General features: G+C 72.7%; 13 protein-coding genes. 5 read left to right on the forward strand and 8 right to left on the reverse strand.

Annotated features, from left to right (window positions below; all coding sequences use genetic code 11):
• Nucleotides 1-36: 36 nt before the first annotated feature.
• From AB0K12_RS10660 to AB0K12_RS10685, 6 genes are all read right to left on the reverse strand, one after another.
• Nucleotides 37-1,359: a HAMP domain-containing sensor histidine kinase gene (locus AB0K12_RS10660; protein ID WP_364558087.1), complete on the reverse strand. Its 1,323-nt coding sequence runs from the start codon at nucleotides 1,357-1,359 to the stop codon at nucleotides 37-39.
• Entirely contained in the window at nucleotides 1,356-2,021 is a 666-nt protein-coding gene (locus tag AB0K12_RS10665; RefSeq protein WP_364558090.1) for a response regulator transcription factor, read from the reverse strand. Before AB0K12_RS10665 ends, AB0K12_RS10660 begins: the two co-directional genes overlap by 4 nt.
• Before the next feature lie 9 nt (nucleotides 2,022-2,030).
• A complete protein-coding gene (locus AB0K12_RS10670; RefSeq protein ID WP_364558093.1) occupies nucleotides 2,031-3,341 on the reverse strand; it encodes an MFS transporter in 1,311 nt (436 codons plus the stop codon).
• A 191-nt stretch (nucleotides 3,342-3,532) separates the two neighbouring features.
• Nucleotides 3,533-5,668 (reverse strand): glycoside hydrolase family 6 protein, encoded by a 2,136-nt coding sequence (locus AB0K12_RS10675; protein ID WP_364558095.1) that lies wholly within the window; start codon nucleotides 5,666-5,668, stop codon nucleotides 3,533-3,535.
• A gap of 51 nt (nucleotides 5,669-5,719) precedes the next feature.
• Nucleotides 5,720-6,703: a GNAT family N-acetyltransferase gene (locus AB0K12_RS10680; RefSeq protein ID WP_364558098.1), complete on the reverse strand. Its 984-nt coding sequence runs from the start codon at nucleotides 6,701-6,703 to the stop codon at nucleotides 5,720-5,722.
• A gap of 41 nt (nucleotides 6,704-6,744) precedes the next feature.
• Nucleotides 6,745-6,990 carry a DUF2630 family protein gene (locus tag AB0K12_RS10685; protein ID WP_364558101.1) on the reverse strand — a complete coding sequence of 82 codons (246 nt, stop codon included), beginning with the start codon at nucleotides 6,988-6,990 and terminating at the stop codon, nucleotides 6,745-6,747.
• Nucleotides 6,991-7,028: 38 nt separating this feature from the next.
• Between AB0K12_RS10685 and ddaH the strand changes: the two genes are divergently transcribed.
• From ddaH to AB0K12_RS10710, 5 genes are all read left to right on the forward strand, one after another.
• On the forward strand, nucleotides 7,029-7,775 hold the full coding sequence (gene ddaH / locus AB0K12_RS10690) for a dimethylargininase (protein ID WP_364558104.1): 747 nt from the start codon (nucleotides 7,029-7,031) through the stop codon (nucleotides 7,773-7,775).
• 183 nt (nucleotides 7,776-7,958) lie between these two features.
• A complete protein-coding gene (leuA, locus tag AB0K12_RS10695) occupies nucleotides 7,959-9,665 on the forward strand; it encodes a 2-isopropylmalate synthase (RefSeq protein WP_364558106.1) in 1,707 nt (568 codons plus the stop codon).
• Between the two features lie 141 nt (nucleotides 9,666-9,806).
• Nucleotides 9,807-11,183, forward strand: a complete 1,377-nt coding sequence (locus AB0K12_RS10700) for an MDR family MFS transporter (protein ID WP_364558108.1) — start codon at nucleotides 9,807-9,809, stop codon at nucleotides 11,181-11,183.
• Nucleotides 11,180-13,594, forward strand: a complete 2,415-nt coding sequence (locus AB0K12_RS10705; protein ID WP_364558111.1) for a PEP/pyruvate-binding domain-containing protein — start codon at nucleotides 11,180-11,182, stop codon at nucleotides 13,592-13,594. Before AB0K12_RS10700 ends, AB0K12_RS10705 begins: the two co-directional genes overlap by 4 nt.
• Before the next feature lie 10 nt (nucleotides 13,595-13,604).
• On the forward strand, nucleotides 13,605-14,201 hold the full coding sequence (locus AB0K12_RS10710) for a TetR/AcrR family transcriptional regulator (protein WP_364558114.1): 597 nt from the start codon (nucleotides 13,605-13,607) through the stop codon (nucleotides 14,199-14,201).
• Here AB0K12_RS10710 and AB0K12_RS10715 read toward each other — a convergent pair.
• Together AB0K12_RS10715 and AB0K12_RS10720 are read right to left on the reverse strand one after the other, a co-directional pair.
• Nucleotides 14,182-15,033, reverse strand: coding sequence for a hypothetical protein (locus tag AB0K12_RS10715; RefSeq protein WP_364558117.1), 852 nt, complete (start codon nucleotides 15,031-15,033; stop codon nucleotides 14,182-14,184). The two genes, AB0K12_RS10710 and AB0K12_RS10715, sit on opposite strands and share 20 nt — an antisense overlap.
• Before the next feature lie 98 nt (nucleotides 15,034-15,131).
• On the reverse strand, nucleotides 15,132-15,455 hold the full coding sequence (locus AB0K12_RS10720; RefSeq protein ID WP_364558120.1) for a helix-turn-helix transcriptional regulator: 324 nt from the start codon (nucleotides 15,453-15,455) through the stop codon (nucleotides 15,132-15,134).
• Nucleotides 15,456-15,459: the final 4 nt, after the last annotated feature.

The raw sequence follows: 15,459 nt of genomic DNA on the forward strand, positions 1-15,459 counted from the left end.
GCTTGCGCTACGGGTGACCCGGGTGCAGCGCTTGCGCTACGGCTGAGCCAGGCGGAGCTCCACGATCAGGCCGTGGGGGTCGGCGGGCAGCAGGTGCAGGGTGGCGCCGCAGGCCCTGGCCAGCTCGGCCGCGATGGCCAGCCCGAGCCCGCTGCCCGGCACGTTCGCGTGGGAGCCCGAGCGCCAGAAGCGGCCGAGCGCCTCCGCCCGCTCCTCCTCCCCGAGCCCAGGGCCGTCGTCCGCGACGCGCAGCACCCCGCCGTCCAGGGCGACGGTGACCGTGCCGCCCGCGGGCACGAACTTCTGGGCGTTGTCGAGCGCGATGTCCGCGATCCTGGCCGCCGCCTCGGGAACGACCTCGCCGGAGACCTCGGTCACCAGCCGCACGCCCTTGGCCGCGTACACCTCGCGCCACGTCGCCAGGCGCGGCCCCAGCTCGACGTCCTTGCCGCCCACCCCCGCGCCCGCCTCCACCTTGGCCAGCGCCAGCAGGTCCTCCACCAGCAGCGACAGCCGGTCCAGCTCCGCCATCGCCTCGGCGTACTCCGCGGTGCCCTCGTGGCGCAGGTGCGGCTCCAGGTTCTCCAGCCGCAGCCCGAGCACCGTCAGCGGGGTGCGCAGCTCGTGCGAGGCGTCGGCCACGAACGCCCGCTGCCGCTCCATCGCGCCCGCCACCGCGTCGGCCATCGCGTTGAACCGCTCCTCCAGCCGCCGCAGCTCGGAAGGGCCGACGCCGGGATGCGCCCGCGCGTCCAGCCGCCCCTGGGCGATCGCCTGCGTGGTGCGGTCGAGCTCGGTGACCGGGCGCAGGATCCAGCGGGCCAGCCGCCTGGCCGCCAGCACCGCGTACGAGACCGACGCCAGCGTGCCCAGGGCCAGCGCGCCCCACACCAGCGTCACGTCGCCGCGCGCCTGATCCGTGGGCGTCTGGAGCAGCACCACGCCCGACAGCTGCGCGTCGCGGCCGGCCGGCTCGGCCAGCAGCACCGTGCCGGGGCCGAACGGGCTGATCGTCGGCAGGTCCTCCGTCGTACGGCCGGACAGCGCGAGCCGCAGCGCCTCGCCGTCGTCCACGGTGAAGTCGCCCGCCGTGAGCAGGGCCGTGCCGTCCCTGTCGCGGACGCGGACGGCGGCGCCATAGAGGGCGGCGTAGCGGTCGACCTCGGCGATCAGGGCCGTGTAGTCGTCCTCGCGAGCCGCCTGGTCGGCCAGCTCCGCGAAGCGCGTGGCGTCGGCGCGGCGGTCGAGCAGCAGCCGGTTGGTCCGGTGGGAGGCGTACGCCAGGCCCAGCGGCACCGCCAGCGCCGCCACCAGGAACACGATCAGCGTCGTGAACGTGCCGACCAGCCGGGCGTTCACGCCGTCGAGCCCAGCCGGTAACCCGTGCCGCGCAACGTCTCCACCAGGCCGGGCCGGCCCGTCTTCGCGCGCAGGTTGGCCACGTGCACGTCGAGCGAGCGGGACGCCGACAGCAGCGGATCGCCCCAGACCTCGTCCAGGATCTCCTCGCGGCCCCGCACCACGCCCGGCTCGCGGGCCAGCATCGCCAGCAGGTCGAACTCGCGCCGCGTCAGCGTCACCGGCGCACCGGCCACCGTGACCTGGCGGCCCTCCAGGTCGATGCGGACGTCGCCGACCCGCACCACCTCGTCGCGCGGCGGGCGCGGGCGGGTGCCCCGCCGCATCACCGCCTCCATGCGGGCCATCAGCTCCACCGTACGGAACGGCTTGACCAGGAAGTCGTCGGCCCCCGACCGCAGGCCGCGCAGCACCTCCCGCTCCTCCGTACGGGCCGTCACCACGATCAGCGGCACCGCCGAGACCCGCCGCAGCCTGCGCAGCACGTCGAGCCCGTCCATGTCGGGCAGGCCCAGGTCGAGCAGCACGAAGTCGACGCCCCCCGCCAGGCGGAGGGCGTCGACGGCCAGCCCCGCCCTGGTGACCTGATGGCCGTGCCGGGCGAGCGCCGTGGTGAGCGCGGAGGCGAGCCGATCGTCGTCCTCCACCAGGAGAACCCGCATGTGGCCAGGTTAGACGCGGGCGGGCACCGACTCGGCCGCCGCCTCGCTGCGGGACAGCGCGGCGTCCCTGGTCTCGCGCATGAACAGGTAGACGACGAGGGACACGGCGGCGCAGCCGGAGACGTACCAGTAGAAGCCCGACTCGACGCCGGCGTCCTTGAACCACAGCGCGACGTACTCGGCGGTGCCGCCGAACAGGGCGTTCGCGATCGCGTACGGGAGCGCGACGCCCAGGGCGCGCACGTGCGTCGGGAACAGCTCGGCCTTCACCACCGCGTTGATCGAGGTGTAGCCCGTGATGATGATCAGGCCGATCAGCGACAGCACCAGCCCGCCGCCGAACCCGCTCACCTGCCCCAGCGCCGTCATCAGCGGCACCGTCCCGACCATCGACCCGATCCCGAACGTGATCAGCAGCGGCCTGCGCCCGATCCGGTCCGACAGCGACCCCGCGAGCGGCTGCAGGCACATGAAGACGAACAGCGCGCAGAAGCTCACCAGCGTCGCCGTCTCCTTCGGCAGGCCCGCCGTGTTCGACAGGTACTTCGTGAGGTACGTCGTGTACGTGTAGTACGCCACCGTGCCGCCCATCGTCAGCGCGATGACCAGCAGCGCCTCCTTCTTGTGGGCCAGCAGCTGCGCGATCGTGCCCCGCCGGGCGGGCGCCGCCTCGCGCTCCTCCTCGTCGTACGCCTCCGTCTCCAGCAGGTTGCGCCGCAGCCAGAACACCACCGCCGCGGCCACCGCGCCCACCAGGAACGGGATCCGCCAGCCGTAGGAGTCGAGCGCCTCCTTGGACATCGTGTTCTGCAGGATGATCTGCAGGCCGAGGCCGACGAGCTGGCCCGCGGTCATCGAGACGTACTGGAAGCTCGACGCCATGCCGCGCCGGCCCTTCGGGGTGGCCTCGGTCAGGTACGTGGCGCTGGCCGCGTACTCGCCGCCCACCGACAGGCCCTGCAGCAGGCGGGCCACCACCAGCACCAGCGCGCCGACGTAGCCGACCGAGTCGTACGTGGGGGCGACCGCGATCAGCAGGGCGCTGGCCGACATGAGTGTGACGGTGAGCGTGAGCGCCGCCTTACGGCCCTTCCTGTCGGCGTAGCGGCCGAGCAGCCAGCCGCCCAGCGGGCGCATGAAGAAGCCGACGGCGAAGATGGCGGCCGTGTTGAGCAGCTTGGCCGTGGTGTCGCCCTCGGGGAAGAAGGACGCCGCGAAGTAGACGGCGAAGCTGCTGTAGACGAACCAGTCGTACCACTCGACGAGATTGCCGACGGATCCGCCGAGCACGGCCTTCCACGGCACGCGTGCCTTGCTCACGAAGAACCTCCTGGAGGGCTCTGGGGGGAGTGGGTGCTGGCCAGAGCCTTACGGCGGAAGGTTGTTCGGACAAGATGGGCGGGGCCAGATCTAACGTCCGCTTAACATGACTTCTTACCTGCGCTTAACCGGCCCGCAACACGGGCCGGGGTCTTGCGAAGGTGTGGGTGGCGGCGGGCCGGGCCGGGGCGTCAGCGGAGGGGCGGGTTCGCGTTCTTGGCCATCTCCAGGCCCAGCACGTCCCACCACGCGCCGGACGGCGGTGACACGACGCCGCGCTCCGGGTCCTTCTCGCCGTCCGTGCCGCGCCTGCACCGGCCGCCGGAGACGCCCGGCCTGGAGATCCACAGGTACGCGTCCACCAGTTCCTCGCCCGTCTCCGTGGTCGGGCGGGGGCCCACGCCGCGGCCCGGCGGGTTGCACCACGTCTGCGGGTCCTTGTAGTGCTCGTCCGGCACCCAGGTCCCCTGGCCGTTCCTGCTGGTGTCCACCACGAAGTGCGGCATCGCCGCCGGGTCGGCCTGCGCGGCCTTCGAGCAGCCCGAGCCGCCCGACTTCACGCGGACGCCGATGCAGGCGGACAGTTCCTTGCCGTACGCGACGGTCGGCTCGGTGGCGGTGAAGGCGGCGGTGTTGAGGAAGAAGCCGTCGGCCCGCTCGACGCCCGCCCCGATGAGCCGCTCGGCCATGAGCTCGGTGCCCGGCCAGTGCGCCTGGGCGCCGTCCAGGTAGACGGCCGTGCCCGGGTTCGACTTGAGCGTGGCCACGGCGGCGCGCAGCGCCTGGTAACGCGGCTCGGGGGAGCCGCCGGGGTCGCAGTTCTTCGCGCCGGGGATGCGGACCAGGCTGCCGGGTTCGAGGATCACCACCGCCTTGGACGGGCCGATCGTCCTGGCGATCCCCTCGATCCACTCCTGGTAGCCCTTCAGCGCGCCGTCGGCGGGCGGCCGGCAGTCGCTGCCCGGCAGCTTGTCGACCATGAACACCGGCACCGCGCCCGCCCGCCCGGACGCCGTGATCGCCGCCGCCACCTTCGGCCTGACCTCAGGATCGGCGAGCCGGATGGCGTGGGGGACCGCGGCCAGCCGCTCCATCAGCGCGGCGTCCTTCGGGCGGTCCTTGCGCCAGCGGTCGGCCTGCTCGCTCGCGAACGGCTCCTTCGGCGAGTAGAAGGCCACGGCCCCACCGGCCCGCAACGGGTTCCCCGCCCGGCCGCCACCGCTTCCCGGCGTGCTCTTTCCCGTGCTCTTCCCCGTGCCGCCCGTCGCGCTCACGGACGCGCCCGTCGTCCGGCTCGCTCCCGTGGCGGACGCCCTCCCGTCGGCACCTGGATCGCCCGATCCCCTGACCGCCATCGCCACCGAGAACCCGGCCACCGCCACGACCGCGACGGCCGCCGCCAGCACCCACTTCCGCTGCCCCGACGCCGCCGTGAGCGCTCCCTCGTCCTCGCGCACCCACCTGCCGGTCTCCTGGGGCGGCTCGGCGACCGGCACACTGGAGCCGGGCAGCTCCGGCAGCGCCGCACTCCCCGGGCCGGTGCTCAGCCGGTCCATGAGGTCCTGCGCGGTGGGGCGCTCGGCGGGGTTCTTGGACAGGGCGGCGACCACCAGGTCGTGCAGCGGCCCAGGCAGCCCGGACAGCTCGGGCGGGTCGTTGATGACGCGCATCAGCACGTCGGGAACGGATCCGGTGCCGAACGGCGAGACGCCGCTCGCCGCGTACGCGACCGTGCAGCCCCAGGAGAAGATGTCCGACGCGGGCCCGACGGTGACGCCCGACACCTGCTCGGGCGACATGTACGACGGCGTCCCCACGATGGCGCTGCTCATCTCGGAGTCCACGAGATGCGCGATGCCGAAGTCGATCACCTTGGGCCCCACCTGCGACAGCAGCACGTTCGACGGCTTGAGGTCGCGGTGCACGACCCCGGCCCCGTGGATGGCGCGCAGGGCCATCGCCATCGCGGCGGCGAGCCCGTCGAGCGCCGACCCCTTGAGCGGCCCCGACTCCTGCACGGCCGCGCCCAGGCTGGGGCCCTCGACGTATTCGGTGACGAGGTAGGCCACGTCGCCGCTGACGTCGGCGTCGAGCACGGGCGCCGTACAGAACCTGGCGACCCGCTGCGCGGCGGCCACCTCGCGGGCGAACCTGCGGCGGAAGCCGGCGTCGGCGTCCATCCTGGCGTGGATGACCTTGACCGCGACCCGGCCACCGGGGCCCTCGCCGAGGTAGACGACCCCCATGCCGCCCTCGCCGAGCCGGCCCAGCAGGGTGTACGGCCCCACCTGCCGCGGATCTCCGTTCCTCAGCGACTCCAAGGTCATAATGCGTCAGGTTAGCCCCGGCGCGGCGGCCGGGCCATGCTTATGCGATCTTCACAAGGGCAGCCGCCACTCATGCCACTCGTCGAACAGCTCGAACCCCATGGCCTCGTTGATGGCCAGCATGTGGGCGTTGGAGACGGCGTTCCAGGTGATGATCCGGTCGAGGTGCGGCTCGTGCTCGCGCAGCCACAGCAGGTTGGCGACCTTGAGCAGCAGTCCGAGCCGGTGGCCGCGGTGCTCGCGCAGCACGGTGGTGTCGGCCTGGTGGCCCCAGCCGTTGTCGCGGGCGCTGTCGAGCAGGATGCGGGTGTAGCCGGCGGGGGCGCCGTCGGACGTGCGCCGGGCGATCGTGGTGTAGCAGGTGCGGCCGGTCAGCGGGATGGACTCCTCGCGCTGCCGCAGCCGCTCGACGGAGTAGACCTGGTCCTCGACGCCGGGGTCGCGCGGGGCGTCGTTCATGCCGTCCATCAGCGCGGCCAGGTCGGGCAGCAGCTCGGGCCCGGCAGGGCCGACCCACTGCTCCAGGTGGTAGCCGGGCGCCTCGGGACGCATGCGGCGCAGCGCGTCCCAGTCGGCGGCGCGCAGGTCGAGCGTGCGGCGGGCCTCGTTCATCGTCACCGTCATGCCGCGTGCGGCGGCGAAGCGGGCGGCCCTGCCGGTGGTGATCGTCTCGGTCAGCAGCAGCGTCCTGCCGTTCGCGCGCATCCGGTCGAGCGCGTGCGCGAACAGGGCGGTGCCGAGGCCGCGGCCCTGCGACTCGGGACGTACGGCGAGCGGGAAGAGCCAGCCGATGTGCCGGTTGTCGGTCTCGTACAGCTCCAGCCCGTAACCGCCCGCCACCTTGCCGCCGTCGGTCGCCGCCCACGCCTCGTAACGCTGACCCGCCCCGCCCCTCCTGATCAGATGGGAGAACCAGGGCAGGGGCGGCTGAGGGCCGCGGTCGTCGCCGCTCGCCGCCTCGGCCGTCACGTACGCCTCGTGCAGTCCCTCGATGAGGCCGCCCGGCTGCTCCGGGTCGATCGGCTGGATGTGCATGGAACCAGGAGAACGCACGACCCCGCCCCGGGGCGAACGATTTATTGCCGGTAGTTCTCCACCTCGCGGGCCGGCCTGGCGGCGGCGCCGTCGGGGTCCTCGCCCGCGCCGCGCCTGGCCCTGCGCTGCCTGAGCAGGTCCCAGCACTGGTCGAGCGCCGTCTCCAGCTCCTTGATGCGCGCCTGCTCCTCGTCGGTGGTCACCTGGCCGGCCGTGAGCCTGTCGCGCAGCTCGTGCTCCTCGTCGACCAGGGCGCTGATCCTGGTCAGAATCTCGTCGTCACCCATGCCCAAGACTCTAGTCAGCGCGTGATAGAACACGGCCTATGTCAGGCATTGCGCTGGTAAGGAAGCCCGGTCCCCGCGTCGCCGAGGGCATCGTCACCCATCTCGCGCGCGAGCCGGTCGATCCCGAGCGGGCCGCCGTCCAGCACGACGCCTACGTCGCCGCGCTGGCCGAGGCGGGCTGGCGGCCGGTGTACGCCCCGCGCGCCGACGACCTGCCCGACGCGCCGTTCGTGGAGGACGCGGTGGTGGTGTCGGGCCGCCTCGCGGTGCTGACCCGGCCGGGCGCCGAGGAGCGGCGGCCCGAGGTGGAGTCGGTGGCGGAGGTGGTGCGCGGCCTGGGCCTGCCGTCCGTGCGCATCGCGCCGCCGGCCACTCTCGACGGGGGCGACGTGCTGCACGTCGGCTCCACCGTGTACGTCGGCAGGTCGGCCCGCACCAATGACGAGGGCATCGCGCAGCTCGCGGCCCTGCTGCCCGAGCGGACGGTCGTGCCCGTCGAGCTCAAGGGCGTGCTGCACCTGAAGTCGGCCGTGACCGCGCTGCCCGACGGGACGCTCATCGGCGATCCGCGCCACGTGGACCTGCCGGGCCTGCTCGTGCCCGAGGAGGAGGCGGGCGCGCACGTGGTGCCGCTGGGCGGGAACCGGGTGCTGCTGTCCGCCTCGGCTCCCAAGACCGGGACGGTGCTGGAGCAGCGCGGCTATATGGTGATGAAAGTGGATATTTCGGAATTTGAGCGGCTGGAAGGCTGCGTGACCTGCCTCAGCGTGCTCGTGGCGGACTGACGTTCTCACGATGTGAGAACCTGCGCGGCCTGTGGCGAGACGTCTGGTAGCGTGCATGGCATGCTGCGCGGGCTGCTTCTTAGCTGCCGCGGCGGGGGCCTGTAGAGGCCGGCTCCCTCGCCGCGGAGCCAGTCGTGCGCGTCGGCCGCTTTCCTTCCGAAGACCGACGAGGAGCACCGACTCATGACCGCTCAGCAGCCCAGCCGCATGCCCGTCCATCGTTATCAGCCGTTCGAGCCCATCCGGCTGACCGATCGCACCTGGCCCGACCAGGTCATCACCAAGGCGCCTCGCTGGTGCGCGGTCGACCTGCGCGACGGCAACCAGGCCCTGATCGACCCGATGGACTCCCACCGCAAGCTCCAGATGTTCGAGCTGCTCGTACGCATGGGCTACAAGGAGATCGAGGTCGGCTTCCCGGCGGCGTCGCAGACCGACTTCGACTTCATCCGCACGATCATCGACGAGGGCCGCATCCCCGACGACGTGGTCATCCAGGTGCTGACGCAGGCCAGGCCCGAGCTGATCGAGCGCACCTTCGAGTCGATCGAGGGCGCCAAGCAGGCCATCGTCCACTTGTACAACTCGACCTCCACCCTCCAGCGCCGCGTCGTGTTCGGCCAGGACAAAGACGGCATCACCGCCATCGCGGTCGAGGGCGCCAAGCTGGTGAAGAAGCTCGCCGACGCCACCGACGTCGACGTCCGCTTCCAATACTCGCCCGAGTCGTTCACCGGCACCGAGCTCGAATACGCCGTCGAGGTGTGCGACGCCGTCAACGAGGTGTGGCAGCCCACCCCCGACCGCAAGGTCATCATCAACCTGCCCGCCACCGTCGAGATGGCCACCCCCAACGTCTACGCCGACCAGATCGAGTGGATGCACCGCAACCTCAAGCACCGCGACTCGATCGTGCTGTCGCTGCACCCGCACAACGACCGCGGCAGCGCCGTGGCCGCCGCCGAGCTGGGCTACATGGCGGGCGCCGACCGCATCGAGGGCTGCCTGTTCGGCAACGGCGAGCGCACCGGCAACGTCTGCCTGGTCACGCTCGGCATGAACCTGTTCTCCCAGGGCGTCGACCCCGAGATCGACTTCAGTGACATCGACGAGATCCGTCGCATCACCGAATACTGCAACCAGCTGCCCGTGCACCCGCGCCACCCGTGGGGCGGCGAGCTGGTCTACACCGCCTTCTCCGGCTCCCACCAGGACGCCATCAAGAAGGGCTTCGAGCACCTCGAGCGCGACGCGGCGGCGGCCGGCGTGCCGGTCGACGAGTTCACCTGGGCCGTCCCCTACCTGCCGATCGACCCCAAGGACATCGGGCGTTCCTACGAGGCCGTCATCCGGGTCAACAGCCAGTCGGGCAAGGGCGGCGTCGCGTACATCATGAAGGCCGACCACCAGCTCGACCTGCCGCGGCGGCTGCAGATCGAGTTCTCCAAGGTCGTGCAGGCGCGCACCGACAGCGAGGGCGGCGAGATCAGCCCGGCCGCGATGTACGAGATCTTCCGCGACGAATACCTGCCCAACCCCGCCAACCGCTGGGGGCGGCTCAGCCTCATGGCCCACCGCCACCAGTCCACGGTCGACGACAAAGACCGCATCAGCGCCGACGTGCGGCTCGACGGGGAGATCCGCGAGATCGACGGCACCGGCAACGGCCCCATCTCGGCCTTCATCGACGCCATCGCCGGCGTCGGCATCCAGGTGCGCGTCCTCGACTACGTCGAGCACGCGATGACCGCCGGCAGCGACGCCAAGGCCGCCTCCTACCTGGAGTGCGAGGTGAACGGTCAGGTCCTGTGGGGCGTCGGCATCGACACCAACGTCACGACGGCCTCGCTCAAGGCCATCATCTCCGCGGTGAACCGCGCCTCCCGCTGACCTGCGAAAGCCCGAGCCCTCACGGCGGTGAGGGCTCGGGCTTTTTCCTGCCCTGGGAAATGACCAGATAGTGAACGTTGCGTTTCTTTGGGGTGGATTCTATGCTCGTTAGAGAACGAGACGTTCTCTAAAGGAGCGGCCATGGGGCTCGTGCTGTCGGGGCTGATGCTGTGCATGCTGCTCGGCGCGCTCGATCAGACGATCATGGCGCCGGCGTTGCCCGCCGTGGCGGCCGGGCTGGGCGGGCTCGATCAGATGTCGGCCGTGGTCAGCGCCTACCTCGTGGCAGCGACCGTCGTCATGCCGGTCTACGGAAAGCTCGGCGATCGCTACGGGCGCAAGCCGGTCATGCAGGCGGCCATCGTGATCTTCGTCGCCGGGGCCGTGCTGTGCGCGCTGGCCACGTCGATGCCGCAGTTCATCGCCTTCCGGGCGGTTCAGGGCATCGGCGGTGGCGGGTTGATGATCGGGGCGCAGGCGATCATCGGGGAGGTGGTGAGCCCGCGCGAGCGGGGACGCTACCTGGGGCTCATCGGCGCCGCGTACGTGGTCGCGGCCGTGGGCGGCCCGCTGATCGGCGGGTTCTTCATCGACCGGCTGAGCTGGCGGTGGATCTTCGTCATCTACCCGCCCCTGGGGCTGCTCGCGCTGATCGTGCTGACCGCCACGCTGAAGCTGCCGAGGCCCGTCGGCCGGGCGCCGCTCGACGTGGCGGGGGCCGTCACGCTGGGCGTGGCCGTCGTGGGCGTCGTCCTGCTGGGGGAGAGCGGCAACCCCGCCTACCTGGGGCTGGCGGCGGCCGGCGTGGCCGGCTGGCTGCTCAGCGCCCGCTACGCGACCGACCCGATCCTGCCGCTGAGGCTGTTCAGGGACCGGGCGTTCGCGGTGCCGGTGGCGATCAGCTTCGTCGTCGGGTTCGCGTTGTTCGGCGCGACGTCGTACCTTCCCGCGTACGCGCAGATCGCGCTGCACACGAGCGCCACCCGCGCCGGGCTGATGGTGACCGCGCTCATGGCCGGCGTGCTGCTCACCACCATCGTCTCCGGCCGCCTCATCACCAGGACCGGCGTCTACAAGCCCTACCCCGTCGCGGGCACGATCGTCGCCGCGGCCGGGCTCGGGCTGATCGGGCTGGCCGGCGCCTCACCGGCCGGGCTCGTGGCGGCGATGGCGCTGACCGGGCTGGGAGTGGGGCTCGTCATGCAGGTGATGGTGACGGCCGCCCAGAACGCCGTCCCGTACGAGGACCTGGGCACCGCCACCTCGTCGGTCACGTTCCTGCGCCAGATCGGCGCCTCCGCCGGAGTCGCGCTGGTCGGCGCCCTGATCACCCTGCGGTCGGGCATCTCGGGGAGCAACCCGGCCACGCTGCCGGAAGGGATGCGCGAGACGTTCGCCGCCGCGGTGCCGCCGGTGTTCGCGGCCATGGCGCCGCTGCTCGTCGTCGCGTTCTTCCTGGCCCTGGCCCTGCCGGCGCGCCCGCTCCGCACCACCGCCTACGTCGAGGAGAGACAGTGAAACTGGTCGCACCCCTGAACGCCTTCGGGCGCGCCGACCTGGCCATGGCCGGGGGCAAGGGCGCCAACCTGGGCGAGCTCGTCAGGCACGGCCTTCCGGTGCCCGACGGATTCGTGATCACGACGCACGCGTACGAGCTGGTCGCCCGCGGACGCGACACCCGCGAGCACTTCGCCACCGTCGAACCCCCCGACGAGCTGCGGGAGGCCATCACCGATGCGTACGCGCGGCTCGGCGGCGGGCCGGTGGCCGTGCGGTCGAGCGCGACCGCCGAGGACCTGCCGGGGGCGGCGTTCGCCGGCCAGCAGGACACCTTCCTCAATGTGGCCGGAGAGCAGGCGCTGCTCGACGCGGTACGCCGCTGCTGGGCCTCCCTCTGGACCGACCGCGCCGTCGCCTACCGGGCCCGCCTGCGCCTGGACGACTCCGAGGTGCGGATCGCGGTCGTCGTGCAGCGCATGGTGGAGGCGGAGACGGCCGGGGTGATGTTCACGGCGAACCCGGTCACCGGCGACCGCACGCAACTGGTCGTCGACGCGGGTCGGGGGCTGGGGGAGGCGGTCGTGTCGGGGCTGGTCACCCCTGACCACTACGTGCTCCGGCCGTCGGGCGAGGTCGTGGACTTCAGGCCGGGCCGCGGGGAGGTCGTGGTCCGCAGCGCAGAAGGCGGCGGCGTCGTCCACGAGAGCTCGGCGGGGGCCGGTGGGCAGGGCGATGGGCAGGGCGATGGGCTGGGTGCCTGGGCCGGGCGGGGGCCGGTTCCGGGCACCCCTGGGTTGCTGTCCGATGAGGTGCTGCGGGAGCTGGCCACGCTCGGGAGGCGGGTGGCCGAGGTGTTCGGGCGGCCGCAGGACATCGAGTGGGCTCATGTGGGGGGTCGGCTGCACCTGCTCCAGGCCCGGCCCATGACCGCGCTGCCGCCGCCTCCGGTGGGGCCGCTCGACGGGATCCAGCGCAGGACCGCCGAGATCCTCATGGAGTACCTGCCCGAGCGCCCGTACCCGATGGACATGTCCTCCTGGGTGCCCAACGGCCCGGCGGGGCAGATGAGCAACGTGTTCGCCGCGTACGGCGTCCGCAACCTCATCCACGAGGCACTCAAGGAGGAGGACGGCGTCGTCTACCGGATCGTTCCCGTCAAGCCGGGCTTCGAGCGGAAGGTGCTGACGGCGCCGTTCCGCGCGCTGCGCAAGGCCAGGAGATACGACCCCGCCCGCTGGACCGAGGACCCCCGCTTCCAGGCGTACCTGAAGGACGTCGAGAAGCTGCGCGCCCTCGACCTCGAAGAGCTGCCGTGGGAGGAGTTGCGGCGGGTGCCCAGGCAGGCGATGGAGCTGGTGGGGCCGGTGGCCGACCTGCGGATCGACTACCTGCCTGGCGTCGGGCTCGCGCTGCTGCGGCTGATGCTGGGGCTGACGCTGCTCGGCCGCAGGAAGATGTTCGGCGAGCTGTTGCTGGGCGCGCCCACCCGCACCTCCGACGCCAACCGGGCGCTGGAGCGCCTGGCCGAGACGGCCCGCCGTACGGGGGCGCTGGAGGCGGAGCGGCCGCCCGCCGAGTTCGCCCCGGAGTTCGCCCCGGAGTTCGCTGCGGAGCTGGCGGACTTCATGGCCGAGTACGGCCACCGCGAGACCGCGAGCCCCATCCTCATCACGCCGCCCACCTGGGCCGACGCCCCCGAGGTGGTGCTCGACCTGGTGCGGGTGCTGGCGGCGGCGCCGCCCAAGGAACGGGAGAAGCAGGCGGGGCCACCCGTGAGACCCCGGTGGCTGGCCCGCCGGGTGGCGGCGGCCCGCGCGGGCATGGTCTTCCGCGAGGACAGCCACTTCTCGTTCATGATGCCGGCGCCGGTCATGCGCAGGGCGCTGGTGGAGATGGGCCGCAGGCTGGCGCGAGCGCACCTGCTCGACCGCGCCGATGACGTCTTCCACCTGCGGCTGGAGGAGCTGGAGTCGCTGCGCGGCACCGACGACCCGGCCGCCGCCCGGCTGCGCGACGTGGCCAGGCGGCGGGCGGCCAAGCGGGAGGAGCTGTCCGGGGGCAGGCTCATCGACCCGGCGGCCGTCCACCCCGTCACCGACCCCGGCCCCGCGCTGCTGACCGGCGCGGCGGCGGGCGGCGGCACGGCCACCGGGCCGGTCAAGGTGATCGCGAACGTCGCCGAGTTCGGCCGGCTGGAGCCAGGCGACGTGCTGGTCTGCCCGTATACGAACCCGTCGTGGACGCCGCTGTTCCAGCGCGCGGCGGCGGTCGTCGTGGACACCGGCGGCGCCGCCTCGCACGCCGCCATCGTCGCCAGGGAGTACGGCATCCCGGCCGTCATGGGCACGGGACGCGGCACGTCGGTGTTGAAGAACGGCCTGCTGGTCACCGTCAACGGCGACACCGGCACCGTCACGGCCGCTCCCTAGAATGCCTGCCATGGTGACCGACCACCGCAAACAGCCGCGCCGCCGGGGTGAGGCCCTGAGCGCCGCGATCTTCCAGGCCACGCTCGACGAGCTGTCCGAGGTCGGTTACGCCGGGCTGACCATGGAGGGGGTCGCGGAGCGGGCGCGGGCCAGCAAGGCCTCGCTCTACCGGCGCTGGCCCAGCCGCATCGAGCTGGTGATGGACGCGGTCTATCGGGTGCTGCCGTCGCCCGGCTCCGCGCCCGACACAGGAAACCTGCGCGACGACCTGGTGGCTCTGCTGACCACCACCTCCAACGCCCTGTCGGGCCCGGCGGGCGAGGCGATGCGCGGGCTGCTCGGCGAGGCGCTGCGCGGCGAGTCGCCGCTGGGCTCGATGCGGCGCAACACGCAGGGCAGGGGCCGGCGGCTGATGGAGGAGGTGGTGCAGCGGGCGATCGAGCGCGGCGAGGTGGACCCGTCCGACGTCACGCCGCGCCGCATCGACGCCGGTCACGCCCTGCTGCGCCACCACTTCCTGTTCGAGGGCCTGCCGTTCCCCGACGGTCTCGTGGTGCAGATCGTGGACGAGGTGCTCGTCCCGCTGCTCAAACCGTCGTCCCGCTGAGCGAGGGGATGTCCACGGCGCCCGTCCTGCCCCTGGCGAGCGTATGGCCCGCCACCAGAGCGGTCATGGAGACGCCGATCAGCGCGCCCGCCGCCACCGGCGTCACGAACGCCGGCGACGCCTGGCCCAGCACGAGCAGCACGGCCACGGCGAGCCAGGCGAGGCCGTTCATCAGCGCGGCGACGGCAAGCGACCGGCCTGCGGCGAGCACGGCGGGCCCGAACGCCGGAACGGCCGAGGCGATCAGCGGCAGCGGCAGCACCAGCGCCATGAGGTTCGGCACGAAGAACCCGCCCGTCATCGCCGTCCCCAGCGGCCCGAGAGACTGTCCGAGCAGGAGGACGACCACCAGCGCGACGGGGACGGCCAGCAGGGCCGCCGTCCGCAGCATCCGCCGCGCGGTGGCCCTGGCCGCCTGATCGTGGAAGGAGTGGACGCGGACGGCGGAGCCGAGCTGCCAGAGCGACAGCAGCGCCGTCACGCCCGCCGCGACGAAGACCGACGTCGCCGTGCCGCGTAGCTGGTCGGCGATCGGGCCGGCGGCCGCCGCCCGCGCCCACACGCCGGACAGGTCGCCGAGGCCGGGCCGCCACAGGAACCACAGCAGGAAGCCGCCCGTGACCAGCGACACCGCGAGCGGCACGCGCAACGGGCCCGCGCCGGGGATGCGCCGGTGGTGCAGCCAGGCGTCGGCCGCTCCGGCCAGCAGATCCGCCACCGTGCGCGGGCGTACCGGCCGGGCGGCGACCAGGTCGCCCACCTCGTCGCCGTACCGCTCCCGCCACGCCTTCGGATAGAGACGCAACGCCGCCTCAGCCAGCCACCGCAGCACACCGGCCCCCGTTTCCGCGCGCGGAGGAACGCCGCCTCCGCCGGTCGTGGTCGTCGAAGAGGAGCGTCCCCGCCTCGGGGGACGCGGGCGGGCAGGAGTCATGCCGGCCTCAGCGCCACGCGCGTGCTGCCGGCCCGCTCGATGCGGCGCAGCGTGGCGAGCTGCTCGCCGAGCGCGGCCCGGCCGCCTGGCGTGATCCGGTACGGCTTGCGCCGCTCGGCCGAGGCGACCGGCTCGATCCAGCCGCGCTCCTCCAGCCGCATCAGCGCGCCGTAGAGCGTGCCCGGCTCCAGTGAGGTGCCGGAGAACTCCTCGATGTCGCCGATCATCCGGTAGCCGTGTTTCTGCCCCTCCGCGAGGCTGATGAGCACCAGCAGCGCCACGTCCGTGAAGCGGCCGAGTTCCTGTGTCCTGCGAGCCATGTAT

This window comes from Nonomuraea sp. NPDC049419, from assembly GCF_040676995.1.
In the GTDB taxonomy this organism is placed as follows: Bacteria; Actinomycetota; Actinomycetes; order Streptosporangiales; family Streptosporangiaceae; genus Nonomuraea; species Nonomuraea salmonea.